The sequence below is a fragment of the Oceanimonas sp. AH20CE76 genome (genome assembly GCF_039654065.1).
Lineage (GTDB): Bacteria > Pseudomonadota > Gammaproteobacteria > Enterobacterales > Aeromonadaceae > Oceanimonas > Oceanimonas smirnovii.
In genome coordinates this window covers 337,089-359,186 of record NZ_CP155481.1, presented here as the reverse complement: position 1 = coordinate 359,186, position 22,098 = coordinate 337,089, and the positions used below count along the sequence as shown (strand labels likewise).

Annotated in this window: 18 protein-coding genes; 7 read left to right on the top strand and 11 right to left on the bottom strand. The window is 57.9% G+C overall.

Annotated features, from left to right (window positions below):
* Positions 1-14: 14 nt before the first annotated feature.
* Together N2M06_RS01845 and sbcD are read right to left on the bottom strand one after the other, a co-directional pair.
* The gene (locus N2M06_RS01845; RefSeq protein WP_346351412.1) at positions 15-3,413 is read right to left on the bottom strand and encodes an AAA family ATPase; all 3,399 of its coding nucleotides are present in this window, start codon (positions 3,411-3,413) and stop codon (positions 15-17) included.
* Positions 3,410-4,615 carry an exonuclease subunit SbcD gene (gene sbcD / locus N2M06_RS01840; RefSeq protein ID WP_346351411.1) on the bottom strand — a complete coding sequence of 402 codons (1,206 nt, stop codon included), beginning with the start codon at positions 4,613-4,615 and terminating at the stop codon, positions 3,410-3,412. The genes N2M06_RS01845 and sbcD overlap by 4 nt, the downstream gene beginning before the upstream one ends.
* A gap of 123 nt (positions 4,616-4,738) precedes the next feature.
* Between sbcD and N2M06_RS01835 the strand changes: the two genes are divergently transcribed.
* The gene (locus tag N2M06_RS01835; RefSeq protein ID WP_346351410.1) at positions 4,739-5,635 is read left to right on the top strand and encodes a DMT family transporter; all 897 of its coding nucleotides are present in this window, start codon (positions 4,739-4,741) and stop codon (positions 5,633-5,635) included.
* Here N2M06_RS01835 and N2M06_RS01830 read toward each other — a convergent pair.
* Both N2M06_RS01830 and N2M06_RS01825 read right to left on the bottom strand, forming a co-directional pair.
* Entirely contained in the window at positions 5,632-6,252 is a 621-nt protein-coding gene (locus N2M06_RS01830; protein ID WP_346351409.1) for a glutathione S-transferase N-terminal domain-containing protein, read from the bottom strand. The two genes, N2M06_RS01835 and N2M06_RS01830, sit on opposite strands and share 4 nt — an antisense overlap.
* Positions 6,253-6,398: 146 nt before the next feature.
* The gene (locus N2M06_RS01825; RefSeq protein ID WP_019935182.1) at positions 6,399-6,884 is read right to left on the bottom strand and encodes a MarR family transcriptional regulator; all 486 of its coding nucleotides are present in this window, start codon (positions 6,882-6,884) and stop codon (positions 6,399-6,401) included.
* 208 nt (positions 6,885-7,092) lie between these two features.
* On the opposite strand from N2M06_RS01825, the gene N2M06_RS01820 reads away from it, so the two are divergent.
* Entirely contained in the window at positions 7,093-7,557 is a 465-nt protein-coding gene (locus N2M06_RS01820; RefSeq protein ID WP_019935183.1) for a c-type cytochrome, read from the top strand.
* Between the two features lie 293 nt (positions 7,558-7,850).
* Here N2M06_RS01820 and rep read toward each other — a convergent pair whose 3' ends face one another.
* Entirely contained in the window at positions 7,851-9,863 is a 2,013-nt protein-coding gene (gene rep / locus N2M06_RS01815) for a DNA helicase Rep (RefSeq protein WP_346351408.1), read from the bottom strand.
* Between the two features lie 415 nt (positions 9,864-10,278).
* Between rep and N2M06_RS01810 the strand changes: the two genes are divergently transcribed.
* Positions 10,279-11,493, top strand: a complete 1,215-nt coding sequence (locus tag N2M06_RS01810) for a SufS family cysteine desulfurase (RefSeq protein ID WP_346352146.1) — start codon at positions 10,279-10,281, stop codon at positions 11,491-11,493.
* A complete protein-coding gene (csdE, locus tag N2M06_RS01805) occupies positions 11,493-11,915 on the top strand; it encodes a cysteine desulfurase sulfur acceptor subunit CsdE (protein ID WP_346351407.1) in 423 nt (140 codons plus the stop codon). The genes N2M06_RS01810 and csdE overlap by 1 nt, the downstream gene beginning before the upstream one ends.
* A gap of 423 nt (positions 11,916-12,338) precedes the next feature.
* Here the strand turns inward: csdE and tcdA are convergent, their stop codons facing one another.
* Complete coding sequence (tcdA, locus tag N2M06_RS01800) at positions 12,339-13,133, bottom strand: tRNA cyclic N6-threonylcarbamoyladenosine(37) synthase TcdA (protein ID WP_346351406.1); 795 nt, start codon at positions 13,131-13,133, stop codon at positions 12,339-12,341.
* Between the two features lie 168 nt (positions 13,134-13,301).
* A complete protein-coding gene (gene ilvC / locus N2M06_RS01795; RefSeq protein WP_317074645.1) occupies positions 13,302-14,789 on the bottom strand; it encodes a ketol-acid reductoisomerase in 1,488 nt (495 codons plus the stop codon).
* A gap of 135 nt (positions 14,790-14,924) precedes the next feature.
* Between ilvC and ilvY the strand changes: the two genes are divergently transcribed.
* Positions 14,925-15,824: an HTH-type transcriptional activator IlvY gene (gene ilvY, locus N2M06_RS01790; RefSeq protein ID WP_317074644.1), complete on the top strand. Its 900-nt coding sequence runs from the start codon at positions 14,925-14,927 to the stop codon at positions 15,822-15,824.
* A gap of 48 nt (positions 15,825-15,872) precedes the next feature.
* Positions 15,873-16,139 carry an accessory factor UbiK family protein gene (locus tag N2M06_RS01785; protein ID WP_317074643.1) on the top strand — a complete coding sequence of 89 codons (267 nt, stop codon included), beginning with the start codon at positions 15,873-15,875 and terminating at the stop codon, positions 16,137-16,139.
* An 81-nt stretch (positions 16,140-16,220) separates the two neighbouring features.
* Here the strand turns inward: N2M06_RS01785 and fre are convergent, their stop codons facing one another.
* From fre to trxA, 4 genes are all read right to left on the bottom strand, one after another.
* On the bottom strand, positions 16,221-16,916 hold the full coding sequence (gene fre, locus N2M06_RS01780; protein WP_019935191.1) for an NAD(P)H-flavin reductase: 696 nt from the start codon (positions 16,914-16,916) through the stop codon (positions 16,221-16,223).
* Positions 16,917-16,918: 2 nt separating this feature from the next.
* Positions 16,919-18,418, bottom strand: a complete 1,500-nt coding sequence (gene ubiD, locus N2M06_RS01775; protein WP_346351405.1) for a 4-hydroxy-3-polyprenylbenzoate decarboxylase — start codon at positions 18,416-18,418, stop codon at positions 16,919-16,921.
* 484 nt (positions 18,419-18,902) lie between these two features.
* Positions 18,903-20,168: a transcription termination factor Rho gene (gene rho, locus N2M06_RS01770; RefSeq protein WP_019935193.1), complete on the bottom strand. Its 1,266-nt coding sequence runs from the start codon at positions 20,166-20,168 to the stop codon at positions 18,903-18,905.
* A 183-nt stretch (positions 20,169-20,351) separates the two neighbouring features.
* Positions 20,352-20,678 (bottom strand): thioredoxin TrxA, encoded by a 327-nt coding sequence (gene trxA, locus N2M06_RS01765; protein WP_014290643.1) that lies wholly within the window; start codon positions 20,676-20,678, stop codon positions 20,352-20,354.
* Between the two features lie 115 nt (positions 20,679-20,793).
* Between trxA and rhlB the strand changes: the two genes are divergently transcribed.
* Positions 20,794-22,098, top strand: a complete 1,305-nt coding sequence (gene rhlB / locus N2M06_RS01760; RefSeq protein WP_019935194.1) for an ATP-dependent RNA helicase RhlB — start codon at positions 20,794-20,796, stop codon at positions 22,096-22,098.

Below are 22,098 nucleotides of genomic sequence, written 5' to 3'. Positions count from 1 at the left end.
GGCTTTTTTGTTGCTCATGCTTCGGCCTTGAAGGCAAATTCCGGTGCCAGCCGGCTGAGGCCCAGGCCCTGCCCTTTGCTGAGTTTTATCTGCACCGGCACCCGCTCTTTCAGTGCATCTATATGGCTGATCACGCCTATCATCTTGCCGCTGGCATTCAGCGCATCCAGCGCATCCAGTGCCACTTCCAGAGTGTCGGCATCCAGGGTGCCAAAGCCTTCATCCAGAAACAGCGAGTCGATACGGGTTTTGCTGCTCACCAGATCCGACAACGCCAGCGCCAGCGCCAGACTCACCAGAAAGCTTTCGCCACCGGACAGGGTCTGGGTATCCCGGCTTACATCCGCCTGCCAGGTGTCAATGACCGACAGCTCCAGCTCGGCGGCATGATTGCGCGCCAGCCGGTAACGGCCGTGCAGCCGCTCCAGCCGGCGGTTGGCCAGATATACCAGATGCTCGAGGGTAAGACCCTGAGCAAAACGGCGATAACGGGCACCGTCGGCAGCGCCAATCAGACTATTGAGCTGCTCCCAGCGCTGCAGTTGCTGACGGCCCTGCTCAATGTGCTGCAGCAGGCTTTGCTGGCGCTCACGCTGAGCGGCATCGTGCGCCAGGCGCTCTTCCAGCCGGCCCAGTTGCTGCTGGGCGGTATTTTGCGCCTGTTGCTGGTTTTGCTGTTGCTGCTCCAGCTCGGCCAGCGCCGGCGGCGCTGTGTCTCCCAGCTGCTGTTTTGCCTGCTGCGCCTGAGCCAGCCGGTCGGCAGCCAGTGCCAGCGCCTGTTGCAACGCCTGCAGCCGTGCCTGCAGCCGCTGGCGCTCTGGCTCCGGCAGATGTGCCGCCAGAAATGCTGCCTCATCGGCAAAGGGGCTGTCGGTCAGCGCCTGCTGCCAGCCGGTGTTGGCTTCGTTCAGCGTTTTCTGCAGTTCTGTGGCCTGCTGTTGATCCTGCTCCAGCAGCAGACGCTGACGCTGCAGGGCATCTTTCAGTTCGGCCAGCCGGATTTCAGCCTCACTGGCTGCCGCGTCCGGATCGGCGGCTGTTACCGGCGCATCATCAGGCAGGGCCAGCTGATCCCAGCCCTGCTGCCAGTGTGCCAGCCGGCGTTCGGCTTCACCAAGGGCCATGGCCAGCTGCTGGCGCTGCTCTTTCAGCTGACTGACGCTGTTTTGCTGCTGCCGCCATTGTTGCCATTGCTGCTCGGTGTGGCTGAGCCAGGCCTGCCAGTTACCGGGCTGATGACCAATGCCGGCAAGCAGCTGCTGCTCCAGCTCGCAGCGCTGCTGCTCACAGGCCTGAATGTCGCTGTGCAGCTGCTGCTGTGCCTGCTGCAGAGTGTCCATTTTTTGTGTCAGCAGCTGTTGCTGATGCGCCAGCTCGCCGGTTTGTGCCACTGCCGCCTGTCGGGCCTGCTCAGCCTGATGGAGCGCGGCTTTGGCCGCCTCAAGCTGCTCTGCCTGTTGCTCAAGCTGAGCCAGCTGCTGGCGACGCGCCTGCAGCTGAGATTGCCAGTCGCTGGCATCAAGAGACAGCTGCTGTAACAGCGCCGTTTGTTTTTCCTGCAGCTCGTGAAGGCGGCTGCTCAGCTGTTGCAGGCGCTGGCCGGTATAATCCAGCTTCGCCTTGTGCTCCGCCTGCTGGTGGCGCAACGAGGCACCGGCCTGCTCGATCTGCTCCAGCTCATGGCGCTTTTGCTGCAGCTCGGCGGCAGTGCTGTTATTCAGGTTTTGGTAAGCGACAATGGCCGGGTGAGACTCACTGCCACAGAGCGGACAGGCATCGCCGGGCTGCAGCTGAGCCCTGTGCTGCTCAAGGGAGCGGATCAGCTGCTCCTGTTCCAGCAGCCGGGTCTTGTCTTTTATTTGCTCCTGCAGCTGACGATATTGCTCCCGGGTTTGCTCAAGTTGCTGCTCGCCCTGCTGCCATTGTGGTGTCAGCCGGTTCAGGGTGTGCTGCTGCTGTTGTTGCTCCTGTTTCAGCTCCTGCAGTTGCCCGGCGGTTTGCTCCAGGGCCAGCCAGTGCGGCTGCTGGCTGCGCAGCGCCTGCCATTGTGCTTTTAACTCCGCTTCAGTGGCATGGCCAAGCACGCCGGCCAGTGCATCCTGCTGCTGCCGGCAGCGCGCCTGCGCGGTTTGCTCAGCCTGGCTGGCCTGCTGCTGTTGCTGCTGCAGTACCTGTTGTTGTTGCGCCAGCTGGTGTTGCTGCTGGCCGTGTTGCTGGTGCTGTGCCGTAAGCTGTTGTATTTGCTGGTGCAGTTTATCCAGCTGTTTAATATCACCCCGCCAGCCGGCCAGCTGCTCTCCCAGCTGCTCACCGGCAGGATTGGCCGCCATGGCGTCGGCAAGCTGCTGCTGTTGTTGCTCCAGAGCCTGATCCTGCTGCTGCAGTGCCTGATGATGCTGCCGGCTGAATGAAAGGCCGCGCCAGTGGCACACCTGCTGCTCTTGTGTCAGCCGGCCCAGCTCAGCCTGACGCTCGCTTATTCGATGGCCGAGGACTTGTTGTTGCTGCTGATGCTGCTGGCGTTGCTGCCACTGCACATACAAGCGGGCAGCCGGCTCGCTTTGCTCCAGCGCCAGCTGTTCAGGGGCCGCCTCGTTCAACGCGGCCTGCGCCTGTTGGTGTGCCTGGCTGGCCTGCACCAGTTGCTGCTCATTCCGATCCCACTGCTGGCGCTGTACCAACGCGGTCCGGGTGCGCTGCAATGCCTGCAGCACTTCACTCAGCTGCTGAGCCGTCCCGGTGCGCTGGCGTTCAATTTCGCCACGCTCCTCCTCACCCAGCAGAGCCACGCCTTTAACTTGCGCTTCCTGCTCGGCCAGCGCCTGTTTGTGCTCCCGGGTCTGTTCAAACACCCGCTGGGAAATACGGGCGTAAATGTCGGTGCCAGTCAGCTCTTCCAGCAGCTCGGCACGCTCGTTGGCATCCGCATGCAGAAAGGCGGCAAAACCGCCCTGGGCCAGCATCATCGACTTGGTAAAGCGGCCAAAGTCGAGACCGGTGAGCATTTCGGTCAGCCTGAGCTTGTCATTGATTTTATCGGTCAGAATTTCACCGCTGCGCTTTGCCAGCTCAACACGGGGCGCCTGCAGTTTGCCACCAACCTGGCTTCTGGCCCGGCGCTGACTCCAGAAGGCCCGGTAGCCCTCGCCCTTTACCTCAAACTCCACTTCTGCCAGACAATCGGCGGTGTGCCGGGTCATCAGCTCGTTGCTGCCCGCAGAGACGGTTTTCATTCGTGGCGTCTGGTGATAGAGCGCCAGACAAATGGCATCGAGCAGCGTGGTTTTGCCCGCCCCGGTGGGGCCGGTAATGGCAAACAGTCCGCTGTCGGCAAAGGGCGACTGAGTAAAGTCAATTTTCCACTCGCCCTGCAGGGAGTTCAGATTTTTCAGCCTGAGGCTCAGAATTTTCATGCTTGCTCCTCCAGACTGGCCAGCACCTGAGCATAGAGCTGGTTCAGTTCACACAGGTCGTGCTCATTCAGGGTTTCCTGCGCCAGCCGCCGTTCAAATACCTGAGTTGGGGTCAGTTCGCTCAGGGTTTCTTTCTGCTCCGCCAGCAAGGCAGCATTGCGCCCCTGGCGCTCCCGGCGCACCAGCAGCACCTCGGCATTCAGCCCCTCGCTCAGGGCCTGCACCCTGGGCTGCAGATCACTCAGGTAATCGTCTTCAGACACAGTCACTTCCAGCCATACCGGCCGCGTGTCAGTGCCTGCCCGGGCGGCCTCGGGCAAACGCTCAGCCAGCTCGTTCAGTGAACCTGCCACTCTTGCCATGGGCTGAAACACCGGCACCGGCACAGGAGTGACGCTTTCCAGGCCGCGATTCGACAGATCTACCAGCAACACCTCTTTTTGCTGGCCGGTCTCATCAAAGCTCAGGGTCAGGGGCGAGCCGCTGTAGCGAATATGCTCACAGCCCCCCACCTTTTGCGGCCTGTGTATATGCCCGAGTGCAATATAGTCAGCGGCAGGAAAGGCGCTGGCAGGAAAAGCCTCCAGGGTACCGATATAAATGTCACGCACCGAATCAGTGCGGCTGGCCCCCACCGTGGTGAGGTGGCCGGTGGCCACAATGGGCAGACCGGCATTTTGTGCCCGGGCCTGCTCATACAACTGCTGATAGTGCGCGGCAATGGCCTGTTGCAGGGCACGGCCCTTGTCATCGGCACTGTCGCCGGCCCGGCTTTCCAGCAGATCCCGCGGGCGCAAAAAAGGAATGGCACAGAGTACGGCACCGGGCTCGCCGGCGCGGTTGGCCAGCGTAATAATCTGCTGTTCAGGCTCGGCCATGGCCCCGGGGATCACCCGAACATTCAGCGCACCCAGCAACTCACGGGATTCATTGAGCATGGCCACAGAGTCGTGGTTACCTCCCAGCAGCACCAGGCTGGCACCGCTGCGGCTGATCTGCACCACAAAATTATGATAAAGCTCACGGGCATAACTGGGAGGCGTGCCGGTATCAAAGATATCACCCGCTACCAGCACGGCATCAATCTGGTACTGCTCTACCTGAGCCACCAGCCAGTTGAGAAAGGCGGCGTGTTCATTCAGCCGGGTTTTGCCCATAAAATGCTGGCCCAGGTGCCAGTCGGAGGTGTGCAGAATGCGCATGGAAGCCCTTGAAATTTCAATAAATGACAAATATTAGCACCGCTATACCGGCCAAAGGCAAACTCGCTTGGTGCCGGCCCAAAACTTGCTAGACTGATGCTTTCATTTCCAGCGCCGCTTATTATGCCATTTTCCTACGACTTTCTTGCCCTGGCAGCCGCTGCCTGCTGGGCAGTGTCCAGTTTGCTGTCTGCCAGTGCCGCCCGCTATCTGGGGGCGTTTGCCTATTCCCGCTGGCGCATGTTCTGTGTCAGCCTGATGTTATGGACCGCCGCCATGGTCACCGGCGGCTGGGCCAGCCTGAGTACGCCGGCACTGGGCGTCATGGCGGCTTCTGGCCTGATTGGCATTTTTATCGGTGATACCGCACTTTATGCCGCCATGAACCGGCTGGGTCCACGCCGGGCCAGTGTGCTGTTTGCCACTCATGCGCTCTTTTCCGTGGTGCTGGGGTTTGCCCTGTTTGATGAACGCATTGGCGCGCAGGCACTGGCCGGCGGCGTACTGCTGGTGGGCGGTGTCATGACCGCCATTTTCTTTGGCAAGCGCGGCAATGAAACCCATGCCTGGGAGCAGGACAACGGCAGCCTCTGGCCAGGCATTGCCCTTGGCCTGCTGTCGGCGCTGTGTCAGTCGGTGGCCACGTTAATGGTCAAGCCGGTAATGGAAGGCAATGTGGATCCGGTAGCGGCCTCGGCAGTACGCATGACCACCGCCTTTGCCGCTCATATGGCACTGCTGTGGTGCGGGCTGGCGGTGGCCAAACCCCTGCAGCGCATTAACTGGCCGGTGTTTGGCATGGTGGCGCTGAATGCTTTTCTGGCCATGGGCGTGGGCATGACCCTGATTTTGCTGGCACTGCGCCATGGTGAGGTGGGCATGGTGGCCATGCTGAGTTCGGTAAGCCCGGTGCTGGTGCTGCCGCTGTTGTGGCTGATCATGAAGCGCCGCCCTGCCAGTGGCGCCTGGGTGGGCGCCCTGGTCACAGTGATTGGCACGGCCCTGATAGTGACACGTTAAAGGTTAAGGCCTTCTGCACTGAGGGCGCGACGCACACCGGCGTCTTCGTTCAGATCCTGAAAGTGCCGGGCAACATGCGGGTAGTTGCTTAAGCCATCAGGCAGAATTTGTGTGGCCCAGAGCTCAAACACAAAGGCACAGGCATCCACTATGCTTTTGTGCTCGTCCATATACCAGGTGCGGCTGGCCAGATGATTGTCCATGCGCTGCATCCAGGGGGCGATACGCTCGGGCACCGCTGCCTTGATGGCATCATGAGCGGCATCCGTAGTGTCTGTGGTCAGTTTGTGTGGGGCAAACCAGGGCACCATAACGCGGTAAACGTCGGTGTTAAAAAAGCTTAGCCAGTAATCACACTGATACTGCAGCACGGGATCGTTAATGGGCCCCAGGTGCTCACCGGCAGGTAAGCGGGCCAGATAACGCAGAATGGCACTGGTCTGATACAAGGCCCCCATGTCGTCTGTCATCAGTACCGGCACCGCCGACATGTAATTGATTTTTACAAACTCCGGATCCTGAGTGTTGGCCGGCTCCAGCTCAAAGGGCTGCTCCATCCAGCACAGCACTATGTGCGGAGCCAGAGAGCAGGCACCGGGCTTGAAGTATAATTTCATTTAAATAAACCTCCTGAACACGACTGGAGTTGTGCCGGTTGCAGCAACCTGACACAGATCTAGTTTGAGTATTGGCGGAGAATGACAAATTGGCGACAAATTTTACAAAAATATGTCACCAATTGAGTATGTGATAAAAACAGGGATCAGTCTTCAACCGACAGCAGCATTTTCTTCAGCAGAGCGGCAAACTGTTGCTGCTCTTCTTCAGTAAGGGCTGCCGCCAGCTCGGCTTCTGCCGCCAGGTGATGTTTTACCGCCTCTTCCACTACCTTGTAGCCTTCATCGGTGAGAGTGACGATTACGCCCCGGCGATCATGATCTGCCTGCGCCCGGGTAACCAGCCCCCGGCTTTCCAGCCGGTTAATGCGGTTGGTAAGAGCGCCGGATGAAATCAGTACCATGGACTGCAACTGATTAGGAGACAGCTGAAAACTGGGCGGATGCCGGCGCAGCGCCGCCAGCACGTCGAATTCACCTACGTTCAGGTCGTAATGGGCCAGATCCTGCAGTACCCGGCGGGTAATAAAGTATTCCAGCCTTACTACACGGCCAATGACCTCAGTGCTGTTAAAACTGAGATCCGGGCGGGCCCGGTGCCAAAGCGTGACGATACGGTCAATTTGATCCATGATGTTGTCTGATGAGTGCGTGTGGTTATGGTTCATTGTTATTGGTTCTTCCAGGAAGCCATTTTGATATCAAGACATCTGTATAGTATCACAAAGCCGGTAACGTAAACCCCGCTCTCATCTCGGGATATTCCCTGATGTTGGTATGGTTGGAGCATTTAATGGCCATGATTCTTGGGGTATACTCGCCGGGTTGAATGGAAAAATAATGAAAGCCAACTGGGAGAATGAAAAGGTGAGCCTGTTTAGAAACCTGTTGCTTGCCGGTGTTGCCGCTGCTTCACTGAGTGGTATGGCCTACGCCGCCAATGATATGTCGCCTGAAGCTGTTGCCGAGCGCACCAAGCCGGTGGGCAGTGTGTATTCTGCCGCCGATCTGGAAGGCATTATCGACACTGCCGCCGCCGGTGGTGACAGCGGCGAACCTGCTGCTCCCCGCAGTGGTGAAGCCGTGTATAACGCCGCTTGCGCCGCCTGCCATGGCACCGGTGCCGCCGGTGCGCCGGTAAAAGGTGATGCTGCTGCCTGGGGCCCCCGCGTTGACAAGGGTCGCGATACCCTGCTGAGCCACGCGATTAATGGCTTTAACGCCATGCCCGCCCGTGGTGCCTGTGGCAACTGCTCCGATGAGGAGATTGGTAACGCCATTGACTATATGCTGGACGCAATCTGAGCGCGACCATCAGTAACGTGAAAAGCCGCAGCAATGCGGCTTTTTTATGCCTGTCGCAAGAAGCAGCAGCGCGGCTGCACTCCGCCGACACGCTTCAAGCCCTTCCCCGGGGCGCTCGGCACATGCCATCCATGGCATGATGACGGTCGGCTCCGGCAATCCCCGCTACTGCTTCGGGCAAGATTTGCATTGTGTGCAAGCACGAGCGAAGTTTCCCTGCCTTGTACGTCCCTCGTCAGCACCAATGGTTTTACTGACAGCTTACCGCTGATGGCTGTCTTTTCGGTTGATGGCTATTTCTTGAACATGGCCCGCAGGCTGGCCACGCCGGCCTGGCCCTTTTGCATGCGTTCGCCTTCGCTCTGGGGTTTGCGGTTGTGCTCCCAGTCCAGATCCTGCTGGGGCAGTTCCAGCAAAAACCGGCTGGGCTCGGGGCGAATGGTTTCACCGTATTGCCGCCGCTCCCGGCACAGGGTAAAGGTCAGCGCCTGCTGGGCCCGGGTGATGCCCACGTAGGCCAGCCGCCGCTCTTCCTCTATGTTGTCTTCGTCAATGCTGCTCTGGTGCGGCAGCAGGCCTTCTTCCATGCCCACCATAAACACAAAGGGAAACTCCAGGCCCTTGGAGGCGTGCAGGGTCATCAGCTGTACCTGCTCGCCGTCGTCCTCATCTTCGCCCCGCTCCATCATGTCGCGCAGGGTCAGGCGGGTAACCACTTGCGGCAGTGTCATGGCCTCTTCCAGATCCGAGCCTTCCAGCATCTGGCTGACCCACTTGAACAGGGTGGACACGTTCTGCATGCGCATTTCAGCGGCCCGGGGGCTGGGCGAGCTTTCATACAGCCATTCCTCATAGTGAATGTCCTTGATCATGTCGCGCACCGCTTCCACCGCGTTGCCCCGGGCGGCCTCATCCCCCAGTCGCACCAGCCAGTCGCTGAAGGCACGCACCGCCACCAGGCCGCGGCCGGTGAGCGTCTGCTCCAGCCCCAGCTCAAAGCTGGCAGCAAACAGGCTTTTGCCCCGGCCGTTGGCATAGGTGCCCAGCTTTTCCAGGGTAGTGGGACCAATTTCCCGCCGGGGCGTGTTCACCACCCGCAGAAAGGCGTTGTCGTCGTCCGGATTCACCAGCAGCCGCAGATAGGCCATGATGTCCTTGATCTCGGTGCGGGAGAAAAACGAGGTACCGCCGCTGATCTTGTAGGGAATGCGGTTGGTCATCAGCGCCTTTTCCAGCAGCCGGGACTGATGATTGCCCCGGTACAGAATGGCGTAGTCGCCGAACTTGCTGGCGTTCATAAATTTGTGGCCCATGATCTCGGCCACCACCCGCTCCGCTTCGTGCTCTTCGCTTTTGGCAAACAGCACTCTGACCGAAGCCTCGTATTCCATTTCCGAGAACAGCTCTTTCTCGAACACATGGGGGTTGTTGGCGATCAGAATATTGGCGCACTGCAGAATACGCCCCCGGGAGCGATAGTTCTGCTGCAGCTTGATCACTTTCAGGCTGGGGTAATCTTCCTTCAGCAGCACCAGGTTCTGGGGCCGGGCACCGCGCCAGGAGTAGATGGACTGATCGTCGTCGCCCACCACGGTAAAGCGGGCGCGCTCGCCGGCAATCAGCTTGACTAGCTCATACTGGCTGGTGTTGGTATCCTGATATTCATCCACCAGCAGGTAGCGAATTTTGTTCTGCCAGTAGGCCCGCACCTCGGCGTTGGTCTTGAGCAGCAGGGTGGGCATCAGAATGAGATCGTCAAAGTCCAGGGCGTTATAGGCCTTCATGTGCCGCTGATAGCGCTCGTAGCACTGGGCGAACAGCACGGTTTCGGCATCGGTGGCCAGCCGGGCGGCACGGGACGGCAGCACCAGATCGTTTTTCCAGTTGGAAATGGCACTCAGCAGCCGGGAGAGCCTTTCCTTGTCCCCTTCCAGCTCCTTTTCGGTCAGCTCTCGGATCAGCGCCAGCTGATCCTGATCGTCAAACAGGGAAAAGCCTGCTTTTAACCCCAGGGTCTTGTGCTCACGGCGAATAATGTCCAGCCCAAGAGTATGAAAGGTGGACACCATCAGGCCGCGGGCTTCGCTCTTGCCCAGGGTTTGCGCCACCCGCTCCTTCATTTCCCGCGCCGCCTTGTTGGTAAAGGTGACGGCGGCAATATGCCGGGCGGAATAGTCGCACTGGCGCACCAGATAGGCGATTTTGTTGGTGATCACCCGGGTCTTGCCGGAGCCGGCACCGGCCAGCACCAGGCAGGGGCCGGCAATGTAGCGAACGGCTTCATCCTGGGCGGGGTTTAATTTCATGGCGGCTCCTGTGTGCGCTGACGGTGACTGCTGGCACTCAGGGCAAAGGAACAGTTTCACGACACGCTTCAATAAATGCCACTCCCTCATGAAGCCTGCTGCGAACATTCACTGGATGTTCGGTCAGGCTTCATGAGCTCGTCACGGCGAGCAAACTCGCCCCATGTAACGCTCGGCAAATGCGTCTGACCGCCATGGATGGCGGGAATGCCGAAAATGCAGGAGCAATTTTCGGCCATGGCATTTGATCGGTCGTGAAACCGCCTCCTTCGCCCTTCCGCTCATATCCAGCAGCTGGCTTGGTAATAACTTAAAGGTCGGTGATTTTACCGCCATGGGCGCTCGGGGTGAAGGCCGCCTTGTCATCGGCTTGGGTTTGGCTCATGATCCTGACAGTTTTTTCTAATGGTTATGCATAATCGTGGATATTCGAGTACTCAGACGCGACTTCCCTACCCTGGCGCAAATCGTTAACGGCCATTCGCTGGTGTATCTCGATAATGCCGCCACCACCCAAAAGCCACAGGCCGTGCTGGATGCGCTCAATCATTACTACCGGGATACCAACGCCAATGTGCACAGAGCCTCTCATGCCCTGAGCGGCCAGGCCACCCGCGCCTTTGAGCAGGCCCGGGAAAAAGTGGCGCGCTTTATTCATGCCCCCTCGCCCAGAGAGATTATCTGGACGCGCGGCACTACAGAAGCCATTAACCTGGTGGCGTTCTGTTTTGGCCGGCATTTTCTGAACGCCGGTGACGAAATACTGGTGTCCGCCTCGGAGCACCACGCCAATATCGTGCCCTGGCAGCAGGTGGCCGCCGCCACCGGTGCCGTGCTCAGGGTGATTCCCTTTACCGACAGCGCCGAGCTGGACATGGCCGCTGCTGAGCAACTGATTAACGAACGCACCCGGCTCCTGGCCGTGGGCCATGTGTCCAACGCCCTGGGCCAGGTCAATCCGGTGGCCAAGCTGATTGCCATGGCGAAAGCCGTGGGTGCCGTGACCCTGATTGACGGCGCTCAGGCGGTGGGGCATTTTCCGGTGAATGTGCAGGCATTAGGCTGTGACTTTTACGCTTTTTCCGGCCACAAGATGTTTGCGCCCACCGGCATTGGCGTGCTCTATGGCAAAACCGAGTGGCTGAAAAAGATGCCCCCCTGGCAGACCGGTGGCGAGATGATCAAAACCGTCAGCTTTGAGCACACTCAGTTTGCCGAAGCGCCGTTCAAGTTCGAGGCAGGCACCCCCAATATTGCCGGTGCCATTGCGCTTGGCGCGGCAGTAGACTACCTGCTGGACTTGGACAGAGCCGCACTGCAGCGCCACGAGCATGAGCTGCTGACGCAACTGCTGAATGGGCTGGCTGCCATGAATGATATTCGCGTGATTGGCCGCCCTCAGGCCGGGGCAGTGTCGTTTACCATGGACGAAGTCCACCCGCAGGATCTGGCCACCCTGCTCGACATGCAGGGCATTGCGGTACGCACCGGTCACCACTGTGCCATGCCGCTGATGCAGGCCCTTGGGCTGAAAAACGGCACGGTTCGCGCCTCCTTTTCTTTTTATAACACCGCCGATGACGTGACCGCCCTGCTGGCCGGCATCGACAAGGCCCGGGAGCTGCTGTAATGACCCATCCCTTTGGTACCGAGATCACCGACGCCGAAGTGCGCGCCCTGTTCGCCGCCGCTCAGGGCTGGGAAGCCCGCTACAAGCAGCTGATTAAACTGGCCAAACAGCTACCGCCCCTGGCAGAGGAGCACAGGGTCGATGCCAACGCCATTCACGGCTGTGAAAGCCAGGCATGGCTGCTGGCTGAGCAGGATGCACAGGAACGCTGGCAGTTTCACTGCGACTCCGATGCCCGCATCGTCAAAGGCCTGATGGCGGTGGTGCTGGCCGCGATCAGCAACAAGACCAGCGCCGAGATCGCCGCATTTGATATGGATACCTACTTTGAGGAGCTGCAGCTGCTCAACCACCTGAGCCCGTCCCGGGGCAACGGCCTGCGTGCGGTGGTTTCGGCGATTAAAGCCAAAGCCGAAAGCTGAGCCAGCCGCCCAGCCGCAAAACGAAGCATCAGTGCGGTTGCACTCCGCCGACACGCTTCGAGCCCATCCATGGGACGCTCGGCACCTGCCTTCCATGGCAGGTGACGGTCGGCTACGGCAATCCCCACTGCTGCTTCGTGAAACATCGGCGTTGCCTGCATGCTGTCAGTCGGCTCAGAGTGTTCTGAGGAGGGCAAAGGGTGTCTGCTTCGCCGTGCCCTTCGCGCCAGGGATGGCGCGACGGAGCGTACAGGGAGGTATTCACAGCGTGCCGGAGAAGCAGTACGCTTTGACCGACGGTAGTGCACGTTTCTGCAGACTCCAGCCTGAGCAATAGACTCCGGCCTTCGCCGGAGTGACATACTGCATAGGGTAAACAAGCACGGCTCAGAAGCCATAGCCAGCTGATGAGCGACTTACAGCTTATAGCTGATCGCTTACAGCTGCTTGCGTAGCAAGCCGCGAAAGCACCCGGCTGACCATAAAGAAGCCGAAAGTGGCGGTGATATGGGTAACAGCGCCAAAGCCCGAGGCGCAGTCCATTTTCATGGTGCCGTCCGATTCCTGCTTGGCGCTGCAGATGCCGCCCTCGCCGTCCGGGTAACGGGGCTGCTCGGTGGAAAACACACAGTCCACGCCAAACTTGCGCTTGGGGTTCTTGCTGAAGTTATAGAAGCGGCGCAGCTCGCCCCGTACCTTAGCCGCCAATGGATCCTGAATGGTCTTGCTGAGATCCTTTAACTGGATCTGGGAAGGATCTATCTGGCCACCGGCACCGCCGGCGCTGATCACCGGGATCTTGTTGCGCTTGCAAAAAGCGATGAGTGCCGCCTTGGCCCGCACCGAGTCGATGGCATCCACCACATAATCAAACCCCGCCAGCAGATGCTCACTGAGGTTGTCGGCACTGATAAAGTCATCCACCACAGTTACTTTGCAGTCCGGGTTGATCAGGGCAATGCGTTCAGCCATGGCCTGAGTCTTTTCTGCGCCAATCTGATTGCTGAGGGCGTGGATCTGCCGGTTGGTGTTGGTAATGCAGATATCGTCCATGTCGATCAGGGTAATAGCGCCAATGCCGGAACGCGCCAGGGCTTCCGCCGCCCAGCTGCCCACACCGCCAATGCCAATTACACATACATGGGCCTCGGCAAACCGGGCCAGGGCCCGGGCACCATACAGGCGGGCAATGCCCCCGAAACGCTCGTCAAAACTCATTATTCACTCCCGCAGAATTCAGCTGGATATTATATCAAAGTCACCGGGATTGGGGACTCGGGACTAAAACCGTCAGCCCCTAATCCCCATTCCCAAATCCCTGCTCACCAAACAAAAAAGGGAGACCGAAGTCTCCCTGTTTACAGCTCTGTTTATTGTTTTGTTTGTTTAACCGCCAACGGCGATGTTTTTCATATCGGTCATATAGGAACGCAGGGTCTTGCCGATAATTTCTACGGGGTGGTTGCGAATCGCTTCGTTCACATCAATCAGGCGACGGTTGTCAACGGAGTTGGACTCAACGGTGATGGTCTTGCCAATCACATCGGTGCCTACCTTGGGCATGAACTTCTCGCGCAGCAGCGGTACGGCAGCGTTGGCGAACAGGTAGTTACCGTATTCGGCGGTGTCGGAGATAACCACGTTCATCTCGTACAGACGCTTACGGGCAACGGTGTTGGCGATCAGCGGCAGTTCGTGCAGCGACTCATAGTAAGCAGACTCGTCGATGATGCCGGACGCGGTCATGGCTTCAAATGCCAGCTCAACGCCAGCTTTCACCATGGCTACCAGCAGAATACCGTTATCGAAGTATTCCTGCTCTCCAATCACCACGTCGGTCGCCGGGTACTGCTCAAAGCTGGTTTCAGCAGTTTCTTCACGCCAGGTCAGCAGATCGTGGTCGTCCTTGGCCCAGTCAGCCATCATGCCGGCAGAGAAGTTGCCTTCAATGATGTCATCCATGTGCTTGTTGAACAGCGGACGCATCAGCTGTTTCAGCTCTTCGGCCAGGTCGAAAGCCTTGATCTTGGCCGGGTTGGACAGGCGATCCATCATGTTGGTGATGCCGCCCTGCTTCAGGGCTTCGGTGATGGTTTCCCAGCCAAACTGGATCAGCTTGCCGGCGTAGCCAGCGTCGATACCGTCGGCCACCATTTTCTCGTGGCACACGATGGCACCGGCCTGCAGCATACCGCACAGTATGGTCTGCTCACCCATGAGGTCGGATTTCACTTCGGCTACGAAGGAAGATTCCAGCACGCCGGCACGGTCGCCGCCGGTGGCAGAGGCCCAGGCCTTGGCGATGGCCAGCCCTTCACCCTTGGGGTCGTTTTCCGGGTGAACGGCGATCAGGGTCGGCACACCAAAGCCACGCTTGTATTCTTCACGTACTTCAGTGCCGGGGCACTTGGGCGCCACCATCACCACTGTGATGTCTTTACGGATCTGCATGCCTTCTTCAACAATGTTGAAACCGTGGGAGTAACCCAGGGCCGCACCGTCTTTCATCAGCGGCATAACGGCGTTAACGGCAGAGGTATGCTGCTTGTCCGGAGTCAGGTTCATCACCAGATCAGCGGTCGGGATCAATTCTTCATAGGTGCCTACCCTGAAGCCGTTCTCGGTGGCCTGCACGAAAGACTTGCGCTTCTCGGCAATGGCTTCAGCACGCAGGGCGTAGGCCACGTCCAGACCGGAATCGCGCATGTTCAGACCCTGGTTCAGACCCTGAGCACCACAACCAACGATAACCACCTTTTTGCCTTTCAGGTAGTTACAACCGTCGGCAAATTCTTCGCGGTTCATAAAACGACACTTGCCCAGCTGCTCGAGCTGCTGACGCAGGTTCAGGGTGTTGAAATAGTTAGTAGCCATGACCTTTTGCTCCAATTAATCCGTTATTTTTGAATGCTTGCACCGTTTTCGGTGACGACCCCAGCACTATACCCCAGGCCATTCGTTGCCGGAAATGATATATTCGAAACAGAGTATTTCATTTGGTGCAACAAAATGGACTTACGCAATCTTGAATTATTTGTTCACCTCAGCCAGAGCCTGCATTTTGGCCGCACTGCCGATGCCATGGCAGTGAGCCCGTCTACCCTGAGCCGGGCCATTCAGCGGCTGGAGCAGGAAGTGGGCTGCGAGCTGCTGCTGCGGGACAACCGCAGCGTGGCACTGACGCCGGCCGGGCTGCAGCTGCAGCAGTTTGCCGAAAGCTGGCTGGGCGACTGGGATCAGATGCGCGACCGGCTCAAGCATAACGACAGCCCTCTGCAGGGCCGGCTGCGGCTGTTTTGCTCAGTAACCGCCAGTTACTTTTTGTTACCCGACATTCTGGCCCGCTTTCGTACCCGCTATCCGCAACTGGAGCTGCGGCTGGAAACCGGTGACCCGGCGCTGGCCATCGACAAGGTACTGAATGAGGAAACGGATCTGGCCATTGCCGCCCGCCCCGATGCGCTGCCCGCCAAGCTGGAGTTTATTCGGCTGCAAACGGTGCCGCTGGTGTTTATTGCGCCGCGCATTCCCTGCCTGGCCAACGAGCTGCTGCAGCAAAGTCCCGCCGACTGGGGCAAGATTCCGGTGATTCTTCCGGAGCAGGGTGTGGCCCGAAAGCGCACCAATCAATGGTTTCGTAATAAGGGCATCAGCCCGAATGTGTATGCCGAAGTGGCCGGCAACGAGGCCATCGTCGGCATGGTGGCGCTGGGCTGTGGCGTGGCGCTGGTGCCCACAGCGGTCATTCGCCACAGCCCCATGGCCGATAAAATTCAGCGGCTGGCGGTGACACCGGATCTGAAACCCTTTGAGGTGGGCGTCTGTCTGCTTAAGAAACGGCTGGAAGATCCGCTTATTCGTGCCTTTCGTCAAATTGCGCTGCAGCAGGCCAATCCCGAATCCCCATGAGTAGCAGTATTGGGTTACAATAGCAGCAATATTTTAAGGAGAGCGACCATGCTGGACCCGAAAAAACTGGAAGAGATCGCCAAACAGATCCAAAGCAATATGCCCGCCGGCCTGAAGAACATGGGTGAGGAAGCAGAAAAACGCATTCGCACCGTGCTGCAGTCTCAGCTGGGCAAACTGGATGTGGTAACCCGGGAAGAGTTTGATGTGCAGACCAAGGTACTGCTGCGCACCCGGGAAAAACTGAACGAACTGGAAGCCCGCCTGGCCCTGCTGGAACAGCAGCTGGCCGATGGCCGCAATGAGCAGGAATAGTTGCCGCTGAAAAGCATAATGCCGGGCAAGCCCGGCATTATTTTTAGCTAAAGGACGCTGCTCCTTTACTCGACGAGCTGTTTAAATAAACTCGTAAGCATCGCCAAACAGGCGTTCAGCATCCACGCCTTTTTCCTTGAAGGCTTCCCGCGCCACGCCTGCCATTTCAAAGCGGCCGGCCACGTAAATGTCGTAACCGGTCAGGCTGGGGAAATCATCCATAATGACTTCATGCACCAGACCGCTGCGTCCCTGCCACTGCTCGCCGCCATTCTGCACCACGGGCACATAGGTCAGCTCTTTATGCTCGGCAGCCCAGGCTGTCAGTTCTTCATGGGCGTATAAATGCTCTTGATGGCGCACGCCCCAGTAGATAAATACCGGCTTATGCAGACCGTCGGCCAGCATTTGCTGCAAAATGGAGCGGGTATAGGCAAAGCCGGTGCCACCGGCCATCAGGATCACCGGATGACGGGATTCACGCAAATAGGCCTTGCCCGCTGCCAGCTGTACCTCAATATGGCCCTGCTCCTGCATGCGTCTGAGCACCTGCAGGGCATAGGTGTTGTCGGGTGAGGCACCAATGTGCAGTTCGACCTCACCGTTTTCCTGTGGCTTGTTGGCAATGGAAAAGGGGCGTTTGTCGTCGTCTGCCATCACTACCAGCAAATACTGGCCGGCATTGAAATCCACTACCTGCTCCGGCTTCAGCCGCACATACCAGAGGGTGTCGGCCATTTCGTGAATGGCTTCGACTTTACAGCTAATTTTTTGCATGACTATCCTTTGTTCTCATTCTGTTCTGCACTCGTGCTCAGGATACCAAGTTGATCCCACAGCGCATCGACCCGTTGTTTAACCTCATCCGTCATCACTATGGTTTCGCCCCATTCGCGGTTGGTTTCTCCGGGCCACTTGTTGGTGGCATCCAGACCCATTTTGGAGCCCAGGCCGGAAACCGGTGAGGCGAAGTCCAGATAGTCGATGGGCGTGTGCTCAATCAATGTGGTATCCCGCGCCGGGTCCATTCGGGTCGTAATGGCCCAGATCACATCGTTCCAGTCTCTGGCATTGATATCGTCGTCGCACACAATAACGAATTTGGTATACATGAATTGCCGTAAAAACGACCAAACGCCCAGCATGACACGTTTGGCATGGCCGGGGTAGCGCTTTTTCATGGTCACCACCGCCATGCGGTAGGAGCAGCCTTCCGGTGGCAGATAGAAATCTTCAATCTCCGGAAACTGCTTTTGTAATATGGGCACAAACACTTCGTTCAGTGCCACCCCCAGCACCGCGGGTTCATCGGGCGGCCGGCCGGTATAGGTGGAGTGATAAATGGCATCGCGGCGGCGCGTAATCCGCTCCACGGTAAACACCGGAAATTCATCCACCTCGTTATAGTAACCGGTGTGGTCACCATAAGGGCCTTCCGGGGCCATGTCATCAGGATAGATATAGCCTTCCAGCACAATTTCAGCACTGGCCGGCACTTCCAGATCCGAGCCGATGCATTTGACCACTTCAGTACGACTGCCTCTGAGCAGGCCGGCAAAGGCATATTCCGACAGGGTGTCGGGCACCGGGGTTACGGCACCGAGAATAGTAGCCGGATCGGCACCCAGGGCCACTGCCACCGGATAGGGTTTGCCGGGGTTGGCTTCCTGCCATTCACGAAAGTCGAGGGCGCCGCCACGATGGCTGAGCCAGCGCATAATCACCTTGTTTTTGCCCAGCACCTGCTGACGGTAGATGCCCAAATTCTGGCGCTTTTTATAAGGTCCGCGAGTAATGGTCAGGCCCCAGGTGATCAAGGGCGCTGCGTCACCAGGCCAGCAGTGCTGTACCGGAATGCGAGTGAGATCGACCTGTTCCCCTTCCTGAATGACTTCCTGACAAGGGGCCTTTTTCAGCCGCTTGACCGGCATGTTCAGCACCTGTTTGAAGATGGGCAGCTTTTCCATCAGCTCTTTCAGGCCCTTGGGCGGCTCAGGCTCTTTCAGATAGGAGAGCCAGCGACCCACTTCCCGCAGCGCGCCCACATCGGGCTGGCCCATGCCCATGGCCACCCGCTTGGGCGTGCCGAACAGGTTACCCAGCACCGGCATATCAAAGCCTTTGGGATTTTCAAACAGCAGCGCCGGACCGCCCGCCTTCAGGGTGCGATCGCAAACTTCGGTCATTTCCAGGTAGGGGTCAATTTCCTGATGAATGCGCTTCAGCTCCCCCCGGGCTTCGAGTTGCGCGATAAAATCTCGTAAATCCTTGTATTTCATAGGTTGTTCCGAGTGTATCGAGTGGCTTTAAGGCTGATGCCTGCTCAAAGGCTGCAACCGTCGGTGATGCCGTGCAGCTTCGTCGGCCAGTGGCCACTGTGTTGCCGACACGCCGTGAACCCATCCATGGGGGCTCCGCTGCGCCTTCCATGGCGCAGAGGGTGCGTCGACACAGACGCCCCCTGACCTCCTGTCTCATCCCGGTGCTGCCAGCTACAAGCAGCTCCGATGGTAACAGGAAGCAGTAGCAGGGATTGCCGGAGCCGACCGTCACATGCCAGGGATGGCATGTGCCGAGCGCCCCAGGGATGGGCTAGCAGCGTGTCGGCGCAGCGCAACCCTGCTGCTGATTCCAGTGGCACGAATTCAGCTGACAATATTACACAGCGTTCAGGTGACCGGATTATACCTGCTTCGCTTTGCAGCTGCTTGTATTACAACAAAAAACCGCGGCAAGCCGCGGTTTTTTTATGCTGAGCAACGATTACTTCTGCTGACGTTTCATGGCGTCAAAGAATTCGTCGTTGGTCTTGGTCATGGCCAGCTTGTCGATGAGGAACTCAATGCCGTCAATCTCACCCATGGGGTGCACGATTTTGCGCAGGATCCACATCTTCTGCAGCTCGTCACTGGTAGTGAGCAGCTCTTCGCGACGGGTGCCGGAGCGAGTGATGTCGATGGCCGGATAGACGCGCTTCTCGGCGATCTTGCGGGACAGGTGCAGTTCCATGTTACCGGTGCCTTTGAACTCCTCATAGATAACGTCATCCATTTTGGAGCCGGTATCTACCAGAGCCGTGGCGATGATGGTCAGGCTGCCACCCTCTTCCACATTCCGGGCCGCACCAAAGAAACGCTTGGGACGGTGCAGGGCATTGGCGTCTACGCCACCGGTCAGCACCTTGCCAGAGCTGGGCACCACTGTGTTGTAGGCACGGGCCAAACGGGTAATGGAGTCGAGCAGAATGACCACGTCTTTCTTGTGCTCAACCAAGCGCTTGGCCTTCTCGATGACCATGTCGGCCACCTGTACGTGACGGGCCGCCGGTTCGTCAAAGGTAGAAGCAATCACTTCACCCTTGACCATGCGCTGCATCTCGGTCACTTCTTCAGGACGCTCGTCGATAAGCAGCACGATCAGCACACACTCGGGGTGGTTATAGGTGATGCTCTGGGCAATGTTCTGCAGCAGCATGGTCTTACCGGCTTTGGGCGGTGCCACAATCAGACCACGCTGGCCCTTGCCGATAGGAGAAGCCAGATCCAGCACCCGGGCGGTAATGTCTTCGGTAGAGCCATTGCCCCGCTCCATTTTCATGCGCTCATTGGCATGCAGGGGAGTGAGGTTTTCAAACAGGATCTTGTTGCGGGAGTTTTCGGGCTTGTCGAAATTGACCTGGCTTATCTTGAGCAGAGCGAAGTAACGTTCGCCATCTTTTGGAGGCCGGATCTTGCCATCTATGGTGTCACCGGTACGCAGGTTAAACCGGCGGATCTGGCTGGGAGACACATAAATGTCATCTGGGCCGGCCAGATAGGAAGAGTCGGCGCTGCGCAGAAAGCCAAAGCCGTCCTGCAGAATTTCGAGCACGCCATTACCGAAGATATCTTCACCACTTTTGGCATGGGCTTTGAGGATAGCAAAGATGATGTCTTGCTTGCGCAAGCGGGCGAGGTTTTCCAGGCCCATGGTTTCCCCAAGCTTTATCAGCTCAGATACAGGGGTATTCTTGAGTTCAGTCAGATTCATAGTGGTGAGTGTCTATCAACCAGGAATGTCAAATGGTCAGAAATAATCTGCCGGATTGATGAATTAATTAAGAAGAGCCTTAAAGGCACAAAATAGGCTAGCAAACGAACAATAAACTAGCACCAAAAAGGAAATGCGTCTAGCAAAAACCACAAGGGGTGCCTTGCGCACCCCTTGCTGAGATTACAGGTTGGCGTCCAGAAACTCTTTCAGCTGAGTCTTGGACAGGGCACCGACTTTGGTGGCTGCCACTTCGCCGTTCTTGAACAACAGCAGGGTGGGAATGCCACGAATACCGTATTTGGGAGCGGTTTCTGCATTCTGATCAATATTCAGCTTGGCAACGGTTACCTTGCCTTCATACTCACCGGCCACCTCATCCAGAATGGGGGCGATCATTTTGCACGGACCACACCACTCAGCCCAGAAATCTACCAGCACCGGGCCTTCAGCCTTGATGACGTCTGCATCGAAGCTGGCATCGGTCAGCTGAACAATTTTGTCACTCATATCCAACTCCAGTCAGTTTTACCCTTCAAAAACACACAACAAAAGGGCAATTTAGTTGGCCTATTTCAAATGATCCTGTTTATTATTGCAAGCCTAACCTGATAATCTGAATGCTATGAGCAAGACACACCTTACTGAAACCAAATTCACCCAGCTGGGCCTGCAGCCACAAGTGCTGGCCGGACTGGAAACCAAAGGTTTTCATAACTGCACGCCCATTCAGGCGCTGTCGTTACCGCCCCTGCTTACCGGCAAAGACATCGCCGGTCAGGCCCAGACCGGCACCGGCAAAACCATTGCCTTTCTTGCCGCCACTTTTAATCATTTGCTGACCACTCCCGCTCCGGCCAACCGTCAAACCAATCAGCCCCGCGCCATCATCATGGCTCCGACCCGGGAGCTGGCGGTGCAGATCCATAACGATGCCGACACCCTGAGTGAGCACACCGGTCTGAGACTGGGGCTGGCCTATGGCGGCGATGGCTATGAAAAGCAGACTCAGGTGCTGAATGAAGGGGTGGACATTCTGATCGGCACGACGGGCCGCATTATCGACTTCTTCAAGCAGAAAGTGATTAGCCTGGACGCCATTCAGGTGGTGGTGCTGGATGAAGCGGATCGCATGTTCGATCTGGGCTTTATCAAGGACATTCGCTTTTTATTCCGCCGCATGCCGCCGGCTACTCAGCGCCAGAATATGCTGTTTTCCGCCACTCTGTCGCACAGAGTACAGGAGCTGGCTTATGAGCACATGAACGATCCTGAACATGTACAGGTGGAGCCGGAGCAAAAAACCGGCGTACGCATCAAGGAAGAACTGTTCTATCCGGCACAGGAAGAAAAAATGCGGCTGTTGCTGACGCTGATGGAAGAAGAATGGCCCGATAAAGCCATTGTTTTTGCCAACACCAAGCACAGCTGTGAGGAAGTATTCGCCTGGCTCGACGCTGATGGCCACCGTGTAGGACTGCTCACCGGTGACGTACCCCAGAAAAAGCGCCTGAAAATTCTGGAAGACTTTACCGGTGGTGCCCTCGATATTCTGGTGGCCACCGACGTGGCCGCCCGCGGTCTGCACATTCCCGATGTGAGCCATGTGTTCAACTACGATCTGCCCGACGACGCCGAAGACTATGTGCATCGCATTGGCCGTACCGGCCGGGCCGGGGCCAGCGGCTGCTCCATCAGCTTTGCCTGTGAAGAATATGTGTTCAACCTGCCGGCGGTAGAGGCTTACATTGAGCATGAAATTCCGGTCAGTAAATATGACAGTGCCGCCCTGCTGGACGATGTAACACCACCCAAACGTATTCACCATCACAGAGCTGGCATGAACCGTAATGTACGGGATCGCCAGGGTGGTAATCAGCGCCGCCCCGGCGGCAACCGCCGTCGCCGGCCGCAGGGTAACCGGGGCTGA